This window comes from Streptomyces sp. NBC_00873, from assembly GCF_045207415.1.
Taxonomy (GTDB): domain Bacteria; phylum Actinomycetota; class Actinomycetes; order Streptomycetales; family Streptomycetaceae; genus Streptomyces.
Genome location: NZ_CP108803.1, coordinates 2,953,570 through 2,969,167 on the forward strand (window position 1 = coordinate 2,953,570; position 15,598 = coordinate 2,969,167).

Genomic DNA, 15,598 nt, shown 5'->3' on the forward strand with positions numbered 1-15,598 from the left:
GATGAGTCAGGCCGCGCAGAATCTGAACTGGTTGATCACCAACTTCGTGGACAACACCCCTGGGGTGTCCCACACGGTGGTGGTTTCCGCAGACGGCCTGCTGCTGGCGATGTCCGAAGGATTCCCGCGCGACCGCGCCGACCAGCTGGCGGCGGTCGCCTCCGGGCTCACCTCGCTGACCGCGGGCGCCTCCCGGATCTTCGAGGGCGGCGCCGTCAGCCAGACCGTGGTGGAGATGGAACGCGGGTTCCTCTTCCTGATGTCCATCTCGGACGGCTCCTCACTGGCCGTGCTCGCCCATCCGGACGCCGACATCGGTCTGGTCGGGTACGAGATGGCTCTCCTGGTCGACCGCGCGGGAACGGTCCTCACCCCGGACCTCCGCGCCGAACTCCAGGGCAGCCTGCTCCACTAGGCGGCGATGAACCGGTGACCGACACGATTGCCCCAGGTACCGCACTCCAACCCTCGCCCGTCCGGCCGTTTCACCCCCCCACCGGCCCCTTCAGACGGCAAGCCGACCCCTTGCTGTCACGCCCGGAGGATTCATGACCCCGCCACCCGCCTCACCCGATCCGTACGGCGCACTGCACCACGCGTCGTACGAAGGTGAAGGCGACCAGCCGCTGGTCCGTCCCTATGCCATGACCGGTGGCCGGACCCGGCCGCGCTACCAGCTCGCCATAGAGGCCCTGGTCTCCACCACGGCCGACCCGGCGCATCTGGCGACGCTGCTCCCGGAGCACCAGCGGATCTGCCACCTCTGCCGTGAGGTCAAGTCGGTGGCCGAAGTATCGGCGCTGCTGTCGATGCCGCTCGGTGTGGCCCGGATTCTCGTCGCGGATCTGGCGGAAGCCGGCATGGTGGCCATCCACCAGCCGGGCAACGGAGAGGCCGGCGGCGCGCCGGATGTGACACTGCTCGAAAGGGTGCTCAGTGGACTTCGCAAGCTCTAGCGGCGGTGCGGCCCGGGCCACCACCTCGGCGAAGATCGTGGTGGCGGGCGGTTTCGGCGTGGGTAAGACCACGTTCGTCGGTGCCGTTTCGGAGATCAACCCGCTGCGTACCGAAGCCGTGATGACGTCCGCGTCCGCGGGCATCGACGATCTGACGCACACCGGCGGCAAGACCACCACGACGGTGGCCATGGACTTCGGCCGCATCACCCTGGACCAGGACCTGATCCTGTACCTCTTCGGTACCCCCGGTCAGGACCGGTTCTGGTTCATGTGGGACGACCTGGTCCGCGGCGCGATCGGCGCCGTCGTCCTGGTGGACACCCGGCGTCTCGCCGACTGCTTCCCGGCCGTCGACTACTTCGAGAACAGCGGCCTGCCCTTCGTCATCGCACTCAACGGCTTCGACGGACACCAGCCGTACACACCGGACGAGGTGCGCGAGGCCCTGCAGATCGGCCCCGACACCCCGATCATCACAACGGATGCCCGCCACCGCGGCGATGCGAAGAGCGGTCTGATCACGCTCGTGGAGCACGCGCTGATGGCCCGGCTGAAGTAGCCGAAAGCTCGCCGCAAGTCGGTATGGGCATACGGCAGTTGCCGTAGTCGCACGGGGGTGGACTGTGTCCTTTGACACGATCCGCCCCCGTGTTCATAACGTTTCGACAGAGAATTACCCGGGCTTCGACACCCGATGCGTTCGGCCGGTATCACTGTGCTCACATGAGCCCCGCCTTTTGACGGGGCTCGTTCTTTATGCCCGTTTTATCTGAGGCTTGGACCACTCGGAATGGCTCATTCCGAGTGTTTGGAACGCGGCCGGTCCGCGTGCTGCAATTCGACGAAACTCCCGAGTAGTACGGCCCTGAACGAAAAACGGCACAGCGTAGGTGCCGACGCCGAGAGGTTGTTGGTCGAGTGAGGCGTAGCAACGAGGGCTCCGCAGTTCAGCCGGAGCGGGACAATTTCACCCCGCCGCCGCGCACCGCGGCATCACCCGCCGATGTGTCCGTACAGGCACCGGCCGGTGGCAGCACCAGCCGGCTGTCCCCCCGCAACTGGCGGGTGCCCACCCGGCTGAACGCCATCCTTCTGATCCCTGTACTGGTCGGCCTCATCATGGGCGGCTTCCAGGTGAAGGGGTCGATCGACACGTGGAAAGAGGCCGAGGACGCCGAGAAGACCGCGCTGATCGTCCGCGCGGCCTCGGAGTACGGGCAGGCACTGCTCAACGAGCGTGACCTCTCCGCGCAGTCCCTGTTGTCGAACAAGCGTGACGCCGCGATCGTCTCCCAGGTGCGTGCCACCACCGACGCCGCCGCCGCCGAGTTCGACGACGCCGTGCAGGACATGCCGAAGACGCAGGGCCTGGAGCGCCGTCTCCAGCTGTTCAAGCAGGAGGAGCCCAAACTCCCCGACCTGCGCAAGGCCGCCTACGCCGAGGCCATGGACCCGGTGAAGACGGAAGAGGGCTACGTCAAGGTTCAGCACTCCCTGATGGAGTTCTGCAACGAACTCGGCCTCGGCACCGGCAACATCACCAGCTACGGCCGTACGGTCTACGCGATCGAGTTGGCCAAGGCAGCAGAATCGCTTCAGCGCTCCATCGGTATGCACCTGCTGGTGCGCCCGAGCCAGGAGGGCCCCAAGTTCGACGCCCAGGTCAAGGCGTTCGGCTCGTACAACTACCTGGAGCAGATCGCCCTCGGCGAGTTCGTCTCCGGTGGTACGGAGGCCGACTCCACGCGGCTGCAGCAGGTCATGGCCGCCGAGGCGGCCGAGGGTGCGAAGAAGCTGAAGACCGCCAGGGAGCAGGCCGACGCGGCCGGTGTGCCGTTCGTCGCGCCGCCCAGCATCGACGGCTCGGTCTTCGACGGGATGGCCCAGCAGATCGGTCAGGGCAAGTCGCCCGAGAAGCTGGCCGCCAAGGGCATCACACCCGAGACCTGGATGGCCGCCGCGACCGCCAAGTTCGACGGCTACACCACGGTCGAGGACGAGCTCGTCGACAAGGCGGTGGCCGAGGCCGCGGACATCTCGTCCAGCGCCAGGACCGACGCCGTCGTCAACGCCGCGATCGTGCTGGTCGCCCTGCTGGCCGCGTTCTTCCTGGCCGGACTCATGGCCCGCCAGATGAGCCGCTCCATGCGCCAGCTGCGTACCGCCGCCTTCGGGATCGCCGAGCAACGGCTGCCGATGCTGGTCGACCAGTTGTCGCGGACCGAGCCGGGCCGGGTCGACACCCGGGTCCAGCCCATTCCGATCACCAGCCGGGACGAGATCGGCGAGGTTGCCCGCGCCTTCGACCAGGTGCACCGCGAGGCGGTGCGGCTCGCGGCAGAGCAGGCCATGCTGCGGGGCAACGTCAACGCGATCTTCACCAACCTGTCGCGCCGCAACCAGTCGCTGATCGAGGGCCAGCTGACCCTCATCACCGACCTGGAGAACAACGAGGCCGACCCGGACCAGCTGGAGAGCCTCTTCCAGCTCGACCACCTCGCGACCCGTATGCGCCGCAACGGCGAGAACCTCCTCGTCCTCGCCGGCGAGGAGCCGGGCCGCCGCTGGAACCAGCCGGTTCCGCTGGTCGATGTCCTGCGGGCCGCCTCCTCCGAGGTGGAGTCGTACGAGCGCATCGAGCTCTCCGGTGTCCCGGAGACCGAGATCCACGGTCAGGCCGTCACCAACCTCGTGCACCTGCTTGCCGAACTGCTGGAGAACGCCACCACGTTCTCCTCGCCGCAGACCAAGGTCCGCGTCACCGCCACCCGGCTGCCGGACCGCCGCGTGATGATCGAGATCCACGACAAGGGCATCGGCCTCACCGCCGAGGACTTCGCGGACATCAACCACAAGCTGGCCAACCCGCCGACCGTGGACGCCGCGGTCTCCCAGCGGATGGGGCTCTTCGTGGTCGGCCGGCTCGCCGACCGGCACGGCATCCGGGTCCAGCTGCGCCCCTCGGGCGAACAGGCCGGAACCACCTCGCTGGTCATGCTGCCGGACGCGATCACCCACGGCGGCGGGGGCGAGAGCCTCGGCTCCGCGGGCTCTCAGGACGACTTCACCGTCTCCTCGATCATCCCGCAGCAGTCGTCGTTCGAGCCGGAGCCGCAGCAGCCCCGGCTGCGTACGGCGGCCGAACTCGGCTTCGACGACTCCCGGTACGAGCAGCCGACCGACGCCGCGCAGCTGGACCCGGTGGGCCGCTCGCTGATGCGTGAGGAGCGCCGGGCGGCGCTGGAGGCCCAGACGGGCGGTGAGCGCCCGCAGTTCGCGGACGCCTCCTTCCCGGACACCTCGTACACCGAGGGCGCGCACGCGCAGGCCCCGTACGCACAGGAGCCGCAGCAGGAGCAGTACGCGCAGGCCACGTACGACAGTTCCTACGACCCGTACCGCGGCGACACCGGCCATCCGGAGCACTCCGACTACGCACCGCAGGACGGCTATCCGGAGGTGGCATACGCCACCCGGGAGAGCGCTCAGCAGGGTTACGAGGAACAGTTCACGGCCCAGCCCCGCCAGGAAGAGTGGGCAGATCAGGGCACGTACCAGGACGCGTACGAGCCCACATCGCAGGCCGAACCGGAATCTGTCCCCAGCGCTCCCGCGGAGCCGCAGGAGCGCGTAGGCTTCGACCGTCCGGGTCCCACCCCGAACGCCGGCCACGAGCTGACCGATGCCGGTCTGCCGCGCCGGGGCGGTCAGCAGCACTGGCAACCCAGCGGCCGCGGAAACGACCAGCCCGTCTCAGCCGAGCAGCAGCCGCCGCGACAGCAGGAGTTGCCGCAGCGGTCGTCGCCCGCGCAGCAGGACGGGAACGGCTCCGACGACTGGCGCTCGACGAACGACGAGCGCTGGGAGCGGGCCGACAAGCTCCGGGAGCCGAAGGCGGGCGGGGTCACCCCGTCCGGACTTCCCCGGCGGGTGCCCAAGGCCAATCTGGTCGAGGGCACGGCGGAGCAGACCCAGCAGGGCGGCCCTCAGGTCTCCCGCGCCCCTGAGGACGTCCGGGGCAGGTTGAGCAACCTGCGCCGGGGCATTCAGCGGGGACGTAACGCTGGTTCGGACGCAAGTACTACCTACAACCAGGAGCGTTAGTGTGAGCCCGATGAGCCAGGCGGCGCAAAATCTCAACTGGTTGATCACCAACTTCGTGGACAACACCCCCGGGGTGTCGCACACGGTGGTGGTCTCCGCCGACGGACTCCTGCTGGCCATGTCCGAAGGATTCCCGCGCGACCGTGCCGACCAGCTGGCGGCCGTTGCTTCCGGCCTGACTTCGCTGACCGCGGGCGCCTCGCGGATCTTCGAGGGCGGCGCCGTGAACCAGACCGTTGTGGAGATGGAGCGCGGATTCCTCTTCATCATGTCCATCTCTGACGGATCTTCGCTGGCAGTTCTTGCACATCCGGACGCCGATATCGGTCTGGTTGGGTACGAAATGGCACTTCTGGTCGACCGTGCGGGCAGTGTCCTGACACCCGATCTCCGTGCCGAACTGCAGGGAAGTCTTCTTAACTAATAGACAGGCGGTGCGTTTCGCGCCACCGCGCCATAAGGTGCGGTGGCGCGGCCCCACTGGGACCAGGACCGGCAGTCGGAGGAGGAAACGTGGCAACACCCTCAAGCGGACACCAGTACGACGGTGGCCAGCAGGTACCGGGTGAGCACGGGGACAATCGTTTCAACTTCCCCTCCACGCCCAGCAGACAGGGCTCGCAGCAGCCCTATCAGCCGCCTCAGCAGCCGTATCCGCCCCGACAGGCACAGGGCGGCGGGTGGCCGCAGGCCCAGGACGGTGGGTGGCCCCAACAGCCGCAGCAGCCGCAGCACCCTCAGCGGCCGCACCGGTTGGGTGCGCCCCAGCAGCCCCGGATTCAGCCGGTGCAGCCGCGGCGGGCCGCCGAGCCCGCCGCACCGGCGGCGCACAACCCGCTGGTCCGTCCGTACGCCATGACCGGCGGCCGGACCCGACCGCGATACCAGCTCGCCATTGAGGCGTTGGTCAGTACCACGGCCGATCCGTCCCGGCTGCAAGGGCAGTTGCCCGAGCACCAGCGGATCTGCCGGCTGTGCTTCGAGATCAAGTCGGTCGCCGAGATCTCGGCGCTTCTCTCGATCCCCCTCGGCGTTGCCCGAATCCTCGTAGCCGACCTGGCCGAGGCCGGACTCGTCGCTATCCATCAGCCCGGCGGCGACGAGTCCGCCGGCGGCCAGCCAGATGTGACACTGCTCGAAAGGGTGCTCAGTGGACTTCGCAAGCTCTAGCGGCGGAGCAGCCCGCTCCACTACCTCCGCGAAGATCGTGGTGGCAGGGGGCTTCGGCGTGGGTAAGACCACGTTCGTCGGTGCCGTTTCGGAGATCAACCCGCTGCGTACCGAAGCCGTGATGACGTCCGCGTCCGCGGGCATCGACGATCTGACGCACACCGGGGACAAGACCACCACGACGGTGGCCATGGACTTCGGCCGCATCACCCTGGACCAGGACCTGATCCTGTACCTCTTCGGTACCCCCGGTCAGGACCGGTTCTGGTTCATGTGGGACGACCTGGTCCGCGGCGCGATCGGCGCCGTCGTCCTGGTGGACACCCGGCGTCTCGCCGACTGCTTCCCGGCCGTCGACTACTTCGAGAACAGCGGCCTGCCCTTCGTCATCGCACTCAACGGCTTCGACGGACACCAGCCGTACACACCGGACGAGGTGCGCGAGGCCCTGCAGATCGGCCCCGACACCCCGATCCTGACCACGGACGCCCGCCACCGTGCGGATGCCAAGAGCGCGCTCATCACCTTGGTCGAGCATGCGCTGATGGCCCGCCTGCGGTAACCTCCGGCAGCCATGCGGAAGGCCCCGCACTCCTTCGGGAGTGCGGGGCCTTCCGCGTTGCGGGGCTGAAACGAATCGCCGGACGGGCTTGATTCCAAGCCCGTCCGGCGATCGAGGACAGAGGGTCTCAGCCCTGCCAGGAGTGCGGGGCGCGGAAGCCCGGGGTGCGCTCCAGACGGCGCCAGCCCGCGGAGGTACGGCCCCGGTGGGCCGGGGCGGCGGACGTGGCTGCGGCGCGGGCGAGCAGGACCGCGGTTATGGCGGCCAGTTCCTCGGGGTCGGCAAGACCCTTCTCGACGCGCAGCACGGACTCGGCAGGAACAGCGCTCATGGATGTGTCTCCGTCTTTTCGGCAGTACGTGGCGGACTGTGCGCGGTGGTGCGGCAGCCGCGGTTACTGCGGGGGGTTCCCGTGCTTGCGGGACGGCAGATCGGCGTGCTTGGACCGGAGCATCGCGAGCGAGGCGATCAGTACCTCGCGGGTCTCGGCAGGGTCGATCACGTCGTCGACCAGGCCGCGCTCGGCGGCGTAGTACGGATGCATCAGTTCGGCCTTGTATTCCTTGACCATACGGATCCGCATGGCCTCCGGGTCCTCGGCGTCGGCGATCTGCCGACGGAAGATGACGTTGGCGGCACCTTCGGCGCCCATCACAGCGATCTCGTTGGTGGGCCAGGCGTAGGTCAGGTCCGCCCCGATGGACTGGCTGTCCATCACGATGTACGCACCGCCGTAAGCCTTGCGCAGGATCAGCGAGATCCTCGGCACCGTGGCGTTGCAGTACGCGTAGAGCAGCTTCGCACCGTGCCGAATGATTCCACCGTGCTCCTGATCGACGCCGGGCAGGAAGCCGGGTACGTCCAAAAGGGTGATGATGGGAATGTTGAATGCATCACACATCTGAACGAAACGGGCCGCCTTCTCCGACGCCTCGATGTCCAGGACACCGGCGAGGGACTGCGGCTGGTTGGCCACAATGCCGACGACCTGACCGTCGAGCCGGGCCAGGGCGCAGATGATGTTGCGGGCCCAGCGCTCGTGGATCTCCAGGTAGTCGCCGTCGTCGACGAGCTCCTCGATGACCTTGTGCATGTCGTACGGGCGGTTGCCGTCGGCCGGCACCAGGTCGAGCAGGACGTCGCCGCGCCGGTCGGCCGGGTCGTCGCTCGCCACGGTGGGCGGGTTCTCCCGGTTGTTGGACGGGAGCATCGACAGCAGGTACCGCACCTCGGCGATACAGGTCTCCTCGTCGTCGTACGCGAAGTGCGCGACGCCCGAGGTCTCGGCGTGCACATCGGCGCCGCCGAGGCCGTTCTGCGAGATCTCCTCACCGGTGACCGCCTTCACGACGTCCGGCCCGGTGATGAACATCTGGGAGGTCTCGCGGACCATGAAGACGAAGTCGGTGAGGGCGGGGCTGTAGGCCGCGCCGCCCGCGCACGGGCCGAGCATCACGGAGATCTGCGGGATGACGCCGGAGGCGCGCGTATTGCGCTGGAAGATGCCGCCGTATCCGGCGAGCGCGCTGACGCCCTCCTGGATGCGGGCGCCGGCGCCGTCGTTCAGCGAGACCAGCGGGGCGCCCGCCGAGATCGCCATGTCCATGATCTTGTGAATCTTGGTGGCGTGGGCCTCGCCCAGCGCGCCGCCGAAGATCCGGAAGTCGTGTGCGTAGACGAAGACCGTGCGGCCCTCGACCGTGCCCCAGCCGGTGATGACACCGTCGGTGTACGGCTTCTTCTCCTCCAGGCCGAACCCGGTCGCCCGGTGCCGGCGCAGCTGCTCGACCTCCTTGAACGAATCCGGGTCCAGGAGCAACTCGATGCGCTCACGCGCCGTGAGCTTGCCCTTGGCGTGCTGGGCCTCGGTCGCCCGGTCACTCGGTCCGCGCCGGGCCTGCTCGCGCAGCACCAGCAGTTCGGCCACCCGGCCACGGGTGTCACTCGGCTCGCCCGGGGTTTCGTCCACAACGGTCATGTGTCGACCCTACGAACCCGGCCAAGAAAATCCTGCCGTCGACTCCGTACAGTCTACTGACCCGTTTCCTGGCGGAGCCGGACAGAACCGTTGCCCCATGCAGGCGAACCACCAGGGGAATACGGTCCCGCTTTGTGAGAGCTCCACAAAGCGGGACTGTCGTGTACCGCACGAGCCCGTCACCCCGGGCGTGTGGGCCGTTTGTGCGTACCGCACGCAGGAGCGGTGGTCCGGACCCGCCGGCCCAGGGCCTGTCGGGCCAATCCTTCGGATCTTTCCGGATCGGAGAGCCCGGCAGGATCCGGAAGGAAGGCCCTAGCGGACCTCACAGCGAAGGCTAGCGCCTGCCGTACCCGGTGCGACCCGCAGGACCAGGTGGCGGCCGGTGGCGCGCACCTCGATCCCCGGGTCGGTGGCGACGACCTCACGCACCGGACGCTCCCACACCACGTCCACGGGCGTCCCACTCCGGTCGGGCCCGCTCACGCACACCGTGGTCGAATGACGCCCCTCCCGTACGAGCACGCTCGCCGGGGCCGTGACGGAGAGCGGGCCCGCCGTGCCCGGCTGCCAGAAGTTGGCGGCGGTCAGCCCCAGCGAACGGACGGCGACGCCCTGCCGGTCCGCGGTGTTGGCCAGGACAGTCAGCCACTGCCGGTCCGCCGCGCGGGCGGCGAGCGTGCGGCATGAGGCGCCCGGCATCAGCAGATAGAGATACGTGGCGTCGGTGGGGTCGGTGCCGTGGTCGAGCCAGAGGGTCTGCCAGTGGCGGGTCCGCTGCTCGGTGGAGCTGGTGGTGTTGATGTCGGACCAGGCTCCGGTCCTGGCCTCCCGCAGCGTCCGCAGGGCCGCGCCGCCGGGCAGCACCCAGCCGCCGTGTCCGTCGAGGTGTGCCCAGCGCGGACGGTCCCCGCCGTCGAGGGTGAACGCGGCGGAGGGTTCAGGACCGAGGTTGCGGTTGTCGACGATCGTCTCGACCGGGACCCCGTCGGCGGCGCTGATCCCCGCGCCGAGACAGATGACCGTATCGGCGGCGCAGAACCAGGATTTGCGGGCCTGCAGGGTGGATCCCAGGCCCCTGACGTGCTGCCCCACGGCGGCGAACTCGCCGTCGTGCGTGCCGCCGACCCACTGGACGGCGGGCCGGGGTTCGCCCCATTCGCCACCCGCGCGGTCGGTGAGGCGCTTGGTCGAAACGGTGGTGCCGGGCAGGCGGTACCAGTCGACGGTCGGCCAGAACCAGTCGGTGTACTGGTCGCCTCCCGAACGCCCCTGCCACCAATAGAGCATCCCGGCCCCGGTGTGCCAGCCGCGCGGGTTCTCCCCGTTGCCGCATTCGTACGAGCTGATCCGCTCCGACGCCATGGAGAGGTTGGCGACCCAGCCCGGGCGGCGGTGCACGGCCCGGTCCATGGCGGTGAAGAGCGTGTGCCCGACGGGTTCGGGGGCGGCGGGGACGGCATCGGCGGCGACGGCCGCCAGCCGGGACAGATCGGCGACACCGAACTGCGGCGCGGTGAGGACCGGAGTGACGGTGTCCCGTTCGATCCACCCCTTCACCATGCCGTTCCACCGGTCGCGCTCGGCGGCTGAGGCGCCACCGGCGAGGAGCGCGATGGCTGCGATCAGGCCCTGCCCGTGGAAATGGTCGCTCCGCATGACCTTGCGCTCGTCGCTCCTGAGCAGCCCCCGGCTGATGGCGCGGCCGTTGACGCTGTCCATCATCAGACCGTCGTGGATGAGCGGCGCGTAGGCGTGCTCGACACTGTCGAGGATGATCTGCCGGTTGGGGTCGGTGACGGCCCAGCTGGACCCGGCGAGCAGTGCGAAGAGCCGGCCGAGGCCGTCGAGCATGACCTGCCCGTACGTTCCCGAGTAGGCGACCCAGGTGTGCTGGACGAACGACCCGTCGGCGTAGAGGCCGTCCCCCTTCGTCACGTACGGGAAAACGGGCGAGAGGGCGTCGCGGGCCAGGGCGGTCTTCACGGGGTCGCGGCCGAGGATGCCGCGCAGGGCGACGGAACGGCAGAGATCGACGCGGTTGGCGCCGGTGGACGTGCCGCTGTAGTCGCCGAGCATGGCGTCGGGGATGAAGTGGTCCACCGCGGCGCAGGCGGCCTGCCGCTGTTCCTCGCTGAGGTGGTCGTGGAGGACGGCGACGATGTCCATGAGGAGGCGTGGGCTGCCGATCTGCCATTCCCACCAATTGCCGTACCGGGTGGTGGCGGGGTTGAAGATCGTCGCGGCGAGGTGGTCGAGGCCCCGGACGATGTCGGCGAGGAGCGCGGTGTCACCGGTGTGGCCGGTGCCCTGCTGGGCGTACGCCTGGGTCATCGTCCACAGACGGCTGTAGCTCGCGGTGATGCCGGACGGCGGGTCGAAGGGACGGTCGGCCCAGAGGGAGGCCGCGGCGGGGGCCATGGTGGCGCGGAACCCCGCGGCGAGTCCACCGGTCTCGGCGAGCCGAGAGGCGTAGGGCTCGGCGACGGCGTCGTATCCGGTGCCGAGCGCGAGATCGACCCAGCGCAGCCGGAGGGTGTCGAACTCGTCGGCGGGTGCGTCGGCGGCGTGGGCCTGTCCGGGGAGGGCCAGGCCGAGTGCGGTGGCGGTACTGGTGGCCAGAAAGACACGGCGGGACCAGGCGGGCAGGAGTGGCACAACAAGACCTCCGGAACCTCAGTGGTGTGGACCGGGCGCCCGCCGGTTTAGCACGCGCCCGTGGGAACGGGAAGGGGGCGGGGCCGAGACCGGCCCCGCCCCCTTCCCGCTCATTGCTCAGTGCTCACCGATCGCCCGGTCAGCTCCCGCAGTGGAACCGCGCGTTGCCCCAGTCCGCGTGGTCGTTGCCGTTGCCGTCGCCGCCGTCCCCGACGACCAGCTCGACGTACTTCGCACCGGTGACGTCCGCCGTGAGCGACCAGGCGGTGTCGGCCGCCTTCAGCACCGGTGACTTCACCTTCTCCGTGCCGTCGGCCGTGACGCTGAACTGCACGCTGCCCGCGCTCTTCTGGACATCGTCCACGCCGACCTCGGCGGTGAACGAGGTGCACTGGCCTCCCAGGTAGTAGCGGATCTTCGCGGGGGCGTGGCTGCCCAGGCCCTTGGCGTAGACGGTGCCGCCGATCGTCAGCGGGGAGCCGTCGCCGGCGCCCGTCTCACCGTTGGAGAGGTCACGCTCGACCGGTCCCCAGCCGTTGCTGGCGGTGGTCCAGTCCAGGTCGCTGGCCCAGCTGTCCGTGGTGGGCGGCGGCGGCAGCGTCCGTACGGACGTCTGCGCGCCGAGGGTCCGCTTCGCGCCGCCGACCGTGTAGGTCACCTCGGAACTCAGGTTGTACGTCTGGTACTTGGCGTCCACCGGCGGAGTGACCCGCCAGCCGGCGGTGGCCTTGGCGCCCGCCGCGACCGAGTCGAAGGTGACCGCACCCACGGGCTCCGCCTTCCAGCCGTCCGGGACGGTGAGGCTCACCGAGACGCCGGTGACCGGCGTCGCCTCGTAGTTGGTGAAGCTCGCCTCGACGACGCTTGCGACGCCCGGCTCCAGGGTCTCCGCGGCCGGGTCGACGCTGAGCGTTCCGCAGGCGGCCATCTCACCGGCCGGGGCGGCGCCGAGGTCGGTCACGGTGAACCCGTCCAGGACGAAGTCGGCACCGTCGGGTGCGTCGTCACGCTTGCGCAGCCCGGTCCAGGTGTCACCGCAGCCCGCCGTGACGGTCTCGGAGAAGTGTCCCGTGGTGCGCTGCTGGCCGATCGCCGTGGTGCGGGTCTCGACCGAGTCGGGGGTGCCGTCGGCCGTGATCCGGTCGTATCCGTCGACCCACTCGTAGGCACCGGCGTGGCTGGACTGGTAGTCGTACTCCACCTTGTAGCGGTGGCCGTCGGCCATCGGTACGGTCCAGGGCGCGGTCCGGTAGACGAGCCCGCCGTTCTCCTCGTGGGCCTTGAGGGACTCCTTGCCGCCGATCACGTCGTCGACGAGCTTCCCGTTCCAGCCGGCCTGGGTGTACGGGGCGTGCAGCTGGGAGATGACGGTGCGGGGGTCGGTGGAACCGCCCGCGTCGCCCTTGAGGAAGGGGCCCCAGCCCTGGTCGACGTCCTCGAAGTCCTCGTACACGACGGTGTTCTTCTTCGTCGCCGGGGCGTTGGCGACGATGCGTACATCATCGGCCCGCACGGTGGCGGCGCTTCCCCCGGCCGCTTCGACGCGGAAGGTGGTGCGGCCGCTCGCGGGGGCGGTGAAATTCACCTTGGCCCGCTGGAAGTACCTGCCGTGCCAGTCCGATGCGGCGACGTTGTCCTTGATGGTCGAGCGGTCCACGGCGACGGACTTCCCGCCGGCCGTGAGCGTCGTGTGCCGGGTCTTGCCTGGCTCGACCTCGATCAGTGCGGAGGCGGTGTAGCGCTTGCCGGGCTCGAGGCCGGTGATGCTCTGCGAGAGAGCCGCCGTGCCGGTGCCGGAGAGCTTGGCGCTGTTGCGCCCCTGGCCGTCGGTGTCGCGGGCGGCGATGCCGGTCTTCGACCAGGCGTCGAGCCCGTTGTCGTTGAAGCCGGGGTCGTCGACCGGGGTGCCCTGGCCCCACTTCGGGTCGGCGGCGGCGGGTGCGTGGTCCGGGTAGAGGACATACGGCTGTCCGGCGGTGGCCGTCAGCGTGATCCTCCCGTCGACGGGCTTGACCGTTCCGGCCTTGACCCGGCCGTTGTCGGTGAGCTTGTAGACGGTGTACGTCGCCGTGGACGGCACGGCCCAGCTGCTCGTACCACCGGACTTGCTGTAGTGGTAGAGCTTCTTCCCGCCGTCCCACGGCAGCAGGTAGTCGGTGCCGCTCAGCACCTTGCGGCCGTTGTCGTAGAAGGTCCGCTTGCCGTCCTCGACGGTGCCCCGGACATCACCGGTGAAGGTGATGTCGTTGCCGTCCCAGCGGGTGATCTTCTGGTGCTGAAGGTACTTGGCGGGCAGGTTGCGCTGCCAGATGTTGTCGTAGAAGGCGTTCCAGTCGGTCTCGCCGGTCCAGCCCTCGAATTCGCTGATGGCGGTCTGGCCGAGGACCGGGTTGTTGTTCCAGACGTCCTTCTCGCCGTTCCGGATGAACCGGATGATCTGCGAATTGAGGCCCTTGTTGGTGGCGCCGCCGTAGTCGAGGTCATTGGCCCAGTGCGACCAGAGCGAGCCGCGCTCGAACTTGTCGGCCCACTCGGTGGCGACGTTCCAGCCCTGCTTCTGCACGGACTGGAGGGTCTTGTCGGCGATCCAGCCGTGCGAGTAGTAGACGTCGATGTAGAGGAAGCTCAGGTTGCGGTCGGTCTCGTCGCGCAGTTGCTGGAAGCGCTTGGCCAGGTCGCCGCTGTTGATGTCGCGGCGCTGGTCGATGTAGTAGCTCTGGCCGAGCCAGTTCCAGCCAGGCCTGGTCTTGTCGACGAGCTTCTCGTCGAAGGCATTGGCCTCCGCGTACGCCTCGGTGGCATTGACGTGGACGCCGAAGGTGGCACCCCACTTCTTGCCGTCCTTCAGCAGGGTGTTGAGGTCCTTCAGCCCGCCGGCGCGCTTGTTGTAGTTGCCGCCGTAGTCGGGGTGGGCGGAGTCGTGCCCCTCGGAGGCGTACCCCTTGAGGATCGCCATCTGCCCGAGGCCGTCCGTGGACAACGAGACCCGCTTGACGTCGTCGAGGGTCCGAAGGAAGGGGTGGGTGGCCTGGCTGGCGAAGTTGAACGGGATGTGGGTGACGACCCGGTCCGCGGTGTCGTCGCTGCCGGGTGCGATCACGCCGATGGTGCGGAACGCGACGGCGCCGTCCTGCCAGTCGACGGTCTTGTCGCCGTTGGCGTCGGGCGTGACGACGACCTTCGCCCAGGGCAGGTCCGCGCCGCTCTCCGGCTCCGGCGCTCCGGCGCCGCGGTAGGTCCACTGCCCGGACCAGACGCCGACCCGGACGCTGCCGTCGTCGGCCTTGCGGGCCTGGTGCCAGAACCGGGCATCGTCGCCGCCGGTGGCGCCGGACGGCTTGTCGTACGAAGAGTTGGACTCGATGGCCGCCGCGAGCGAGCCGGTGTTGACGATCGCGTACGAGGCACCGACCGGCGCCTTGTCGGCGACGGTGTCCGCGGTGACCTTGGCGAAGACGTCGGCGGTCTTCGTCGAGTCGTTGTCCAGCCGCGTGAAGGCGGTGGCGGCGCCGGTGTCGGTGGAGCCGACGGAGACCAGGTCGTGGCCGGGGATGTCGATGGTGCCGACCCGGAACGCCTCGGTGTCGCGGACAGCCGTCACCTTGAAGGTGGTGGCGCGCCCGGAGACGGAGAGCGAGGCGTCGATCTCGATGCCGGGCAGATCGGGGAAGGTCAGCGTGTAGCGGGCGGTCGTATCGGTGACCTCCGGTGCAGCCTTGAGCTTCACGGCGTGTGCGGTGCCGTTGAGGGTGACCTCGGTGACCGGTTTCGTGGAACCGGACAGCTGGTCGCCGCTGGCCCGGTCGGTGTACGCCAGGACGCGCGGGAAGTCGTCGGCGACGGCGACCGAGAGCTGCGCCGACCGGATGACGGCGGCGTCCGCGGGTACGGCCGACTCGACTGCGGCGGGAGAGGGGGCGGCGGCTGTGGCGGGGAGCGCGGTCCCCACCAGCGCCAGGACGGCGGCTGAGGCGGCGGCGACAGCGCCCGCCGAAGTGAATCTTCGCGACATGTGCCCTGAGTAGTCCCCGTGCCCGGACACCGTCAACGACGTACGGCCCCGTGGGGCCCTCCAGTCCAACAACCGCGATGCGTAAGTCCAAGTGGACGGTTCACGTCCATCGACTCACGCCGCCTCACGCACCGCGCCCCGGCCTGACGTTCAGG

The 15,598-nt window shown here is 69.2% G+C and carries 11 protein-coding genes; 7 read left to right on the top strand and 4 right to left on the bottom strand.

The features are described 5' to 3' along the window. The first annotated feature begins 1 nt into the window (after position 1). The 7 genes from OH809_RS13215 (at position 2) to OH809_RS13245 (ending at position 6,795) form a co-directional block, all read left to right on the top strand. Positions 2-415, top strand: coding sequence for a roadblock/LC7 domain-containing protein (locus tag OH809_RS13215; RefSeq protein WP_006127850.1), 414 nt, complete (start codon positions 2-4; stop codon positions 413-415). Between the two features lie 133 nt (positions 416-548). Then, a complete protein-coding gene (locus OH809_RS13220) occupies positions 549-956 on the top strand; it encodes a DUF742 domain-containing protein (RefSeq protein ID WP_266981123.1) in 408 nt (135 codons plus the stop codon). Continuing rightward, on the top strand, positions 937-1,518 hold the full coding sequence (locus OH809_RS13225; protein ID WP_073738725.1) for an ATP/GTP-binding protein: 582 nt from the start codon (positions 937-939) through the stop codon (positions 1,516-1,518). Before OH809_RS13220 ends, OH809_RS13225 begins: the two co-directional genes overlap by 20 nt. Before the next feature lie 359 nt (positions 1,519-1,877). Next, positions 1,878-5,063: a nitrate- and nitrite sensing domain-containing protein gene (locus OH809_RS13230; RefSeq protein ID WP_406422212.1), complete on the top strand. Its 3,186-nt coding sequence runs from the start codon at positions 1,878-1,880 to the stop codon at positions 5,061-5,063. Between the two features lie 10 nt (positions 5,064-5,073). Then, positions 5,074-5,487 (top strand): roadblock/LC7 domain-containing protein, encoded by a 414-nt coding sequence (locus OH809_RS13235; RefSeq protein ID WP_006127847.1) that lies wholly within the window; start codon positions 5,074-5,076, stop codon positions 5,485-5,487. A gap of 89 nt (positions 5,488-5,576) precedes the next feature. After that, positions 5,577-6,233, top strand: coding sequence for a DUF742 domain-containing protein (locus OH809_RS13240; protein WP_406422211.1), 657 nt, complete (start codon positions 5,577-5,579; stop codon positions 6,231-6,233). Then, positions 6,214-6,795 (top strand): ATP/GTP-binding protein, encoded by a 582-nt coding sequence (locus OH809_RS13245; RefSeq protein WP_014048542.1) that lies wholly within the window; start codon positions 6,214-6,216, stop codon positions 6,793-6,795. Before OH809_RS13240 ends, OH809_RS13245 begins: the two co-directional genes overlap by 20 nt. Before the next feature lie 127 nt (positions 6,796-6,922). Here the strand turns inward: OH809_RS13245 and OH809_RS13250 are convergent, their stop codons facing one another. The 4 genes from OH809_RS13250 to OH809_RS13265 form a co-directional block, all read right to left on the bottom strand. After that, positions 6,923-7,126, bottom strand: a complete 204-nt coding sequence (locus tag OH809_RS13250; RefSeq protein WP_266981129.1) for an acyl-CoA carboxylase subunit epsilon — start codon at positions 7,124-7,126, stop codon at positions 6,923-6,925. A 63-nt stretch (positions 7,127-7,189) separates the two neighbouring features. Then, a complete protein-coding gene (locus tag OH809_RS13255; RefSeq protein ID WP_406422210.1) occupies positions 7,190-8,773 on the bottom strand; it encodes an acyl-CoA carboxylase subunit beta in 1,584 nt (527 codons plus the stop codon). Between the two features lie 315 nt (positions 8,774-9,088). After that, positions 9,089-11,422 carry a polysaccharide lyase 8 family protein gene (locus OH809_RS13260; RefSeq protein WP_406425215.1) on the bottom strand — a complete coding sequence of 778 codons (2,334 nt, stop codon included), beginning with the start codon at positions 11,420-11,422 and terminating at the stop codon, positions 9,089-9,091. Positions 11,423-11,570: 148 nt separating this feature from the next. Continuing rightward, positions 11,571-15,443: an endo-alpha-N-acetylgalactosaminidase family protein gene (locus OH809_RS13265; RefSeq protein WP_406515123.1), complete on the bottom strand. Its 3,873-nt coding sequence runs from the start codon at positions 15,441-15,443 to the stop codon at positions 11,571-11,573. Positions 15,444-15,598 lie beyond the last annotated feature (155 nt).

What these genes read in the sequence shown, in the direction of transcription:
- OH809_RS13215 (WP_006127850.1), top strand. Translation starts at nt 2, where the DNA reads ATGAGTCAGGCCGCGCAGAATCTGAACTGGTTGATCACCAACTTCGTG.
- OH809_RS13220 (WP_266981123.1), top strand. Translation starts at nt 549, where the DNA reads ATGACCCCGCCACCCGCCTCACCCGATCCGTACGGCGCACTGCACCAC.
- OH809_RS13235 (WP_006127847.1), top strand. Translation starts at nt 5,074, where the DNA reads ATGAGCCAGGCGGCGCAAAATCTCAACTGGTTGATCACCAACTTCGTG.
- OH809_RS13250 (WP_266981129.1), bottom strand. Translation starts at nt 7,126, where the DNA reads ATGAGCGCTGTTCCTGCCGAGTCCGTGCTGCGCGTCGAGAAGGGTCTT.
- OH809_RS13255 (WP_406422210.1), bottom strand. Translation starts at nt 8,773, where the DNA reads ATGACCGTTGTGGACGAAACCCCGGGCGAGCCGAGTGACACCCGTGGC.
- OH809_RS13265 (WP_406515123.1), bottom strand. Translation starts at nt 15,443, where the DNA reads ATGTCGCGAAGATTCACTTCGGCGGGCGCTGTCGCCGCCGCCTCAGCC.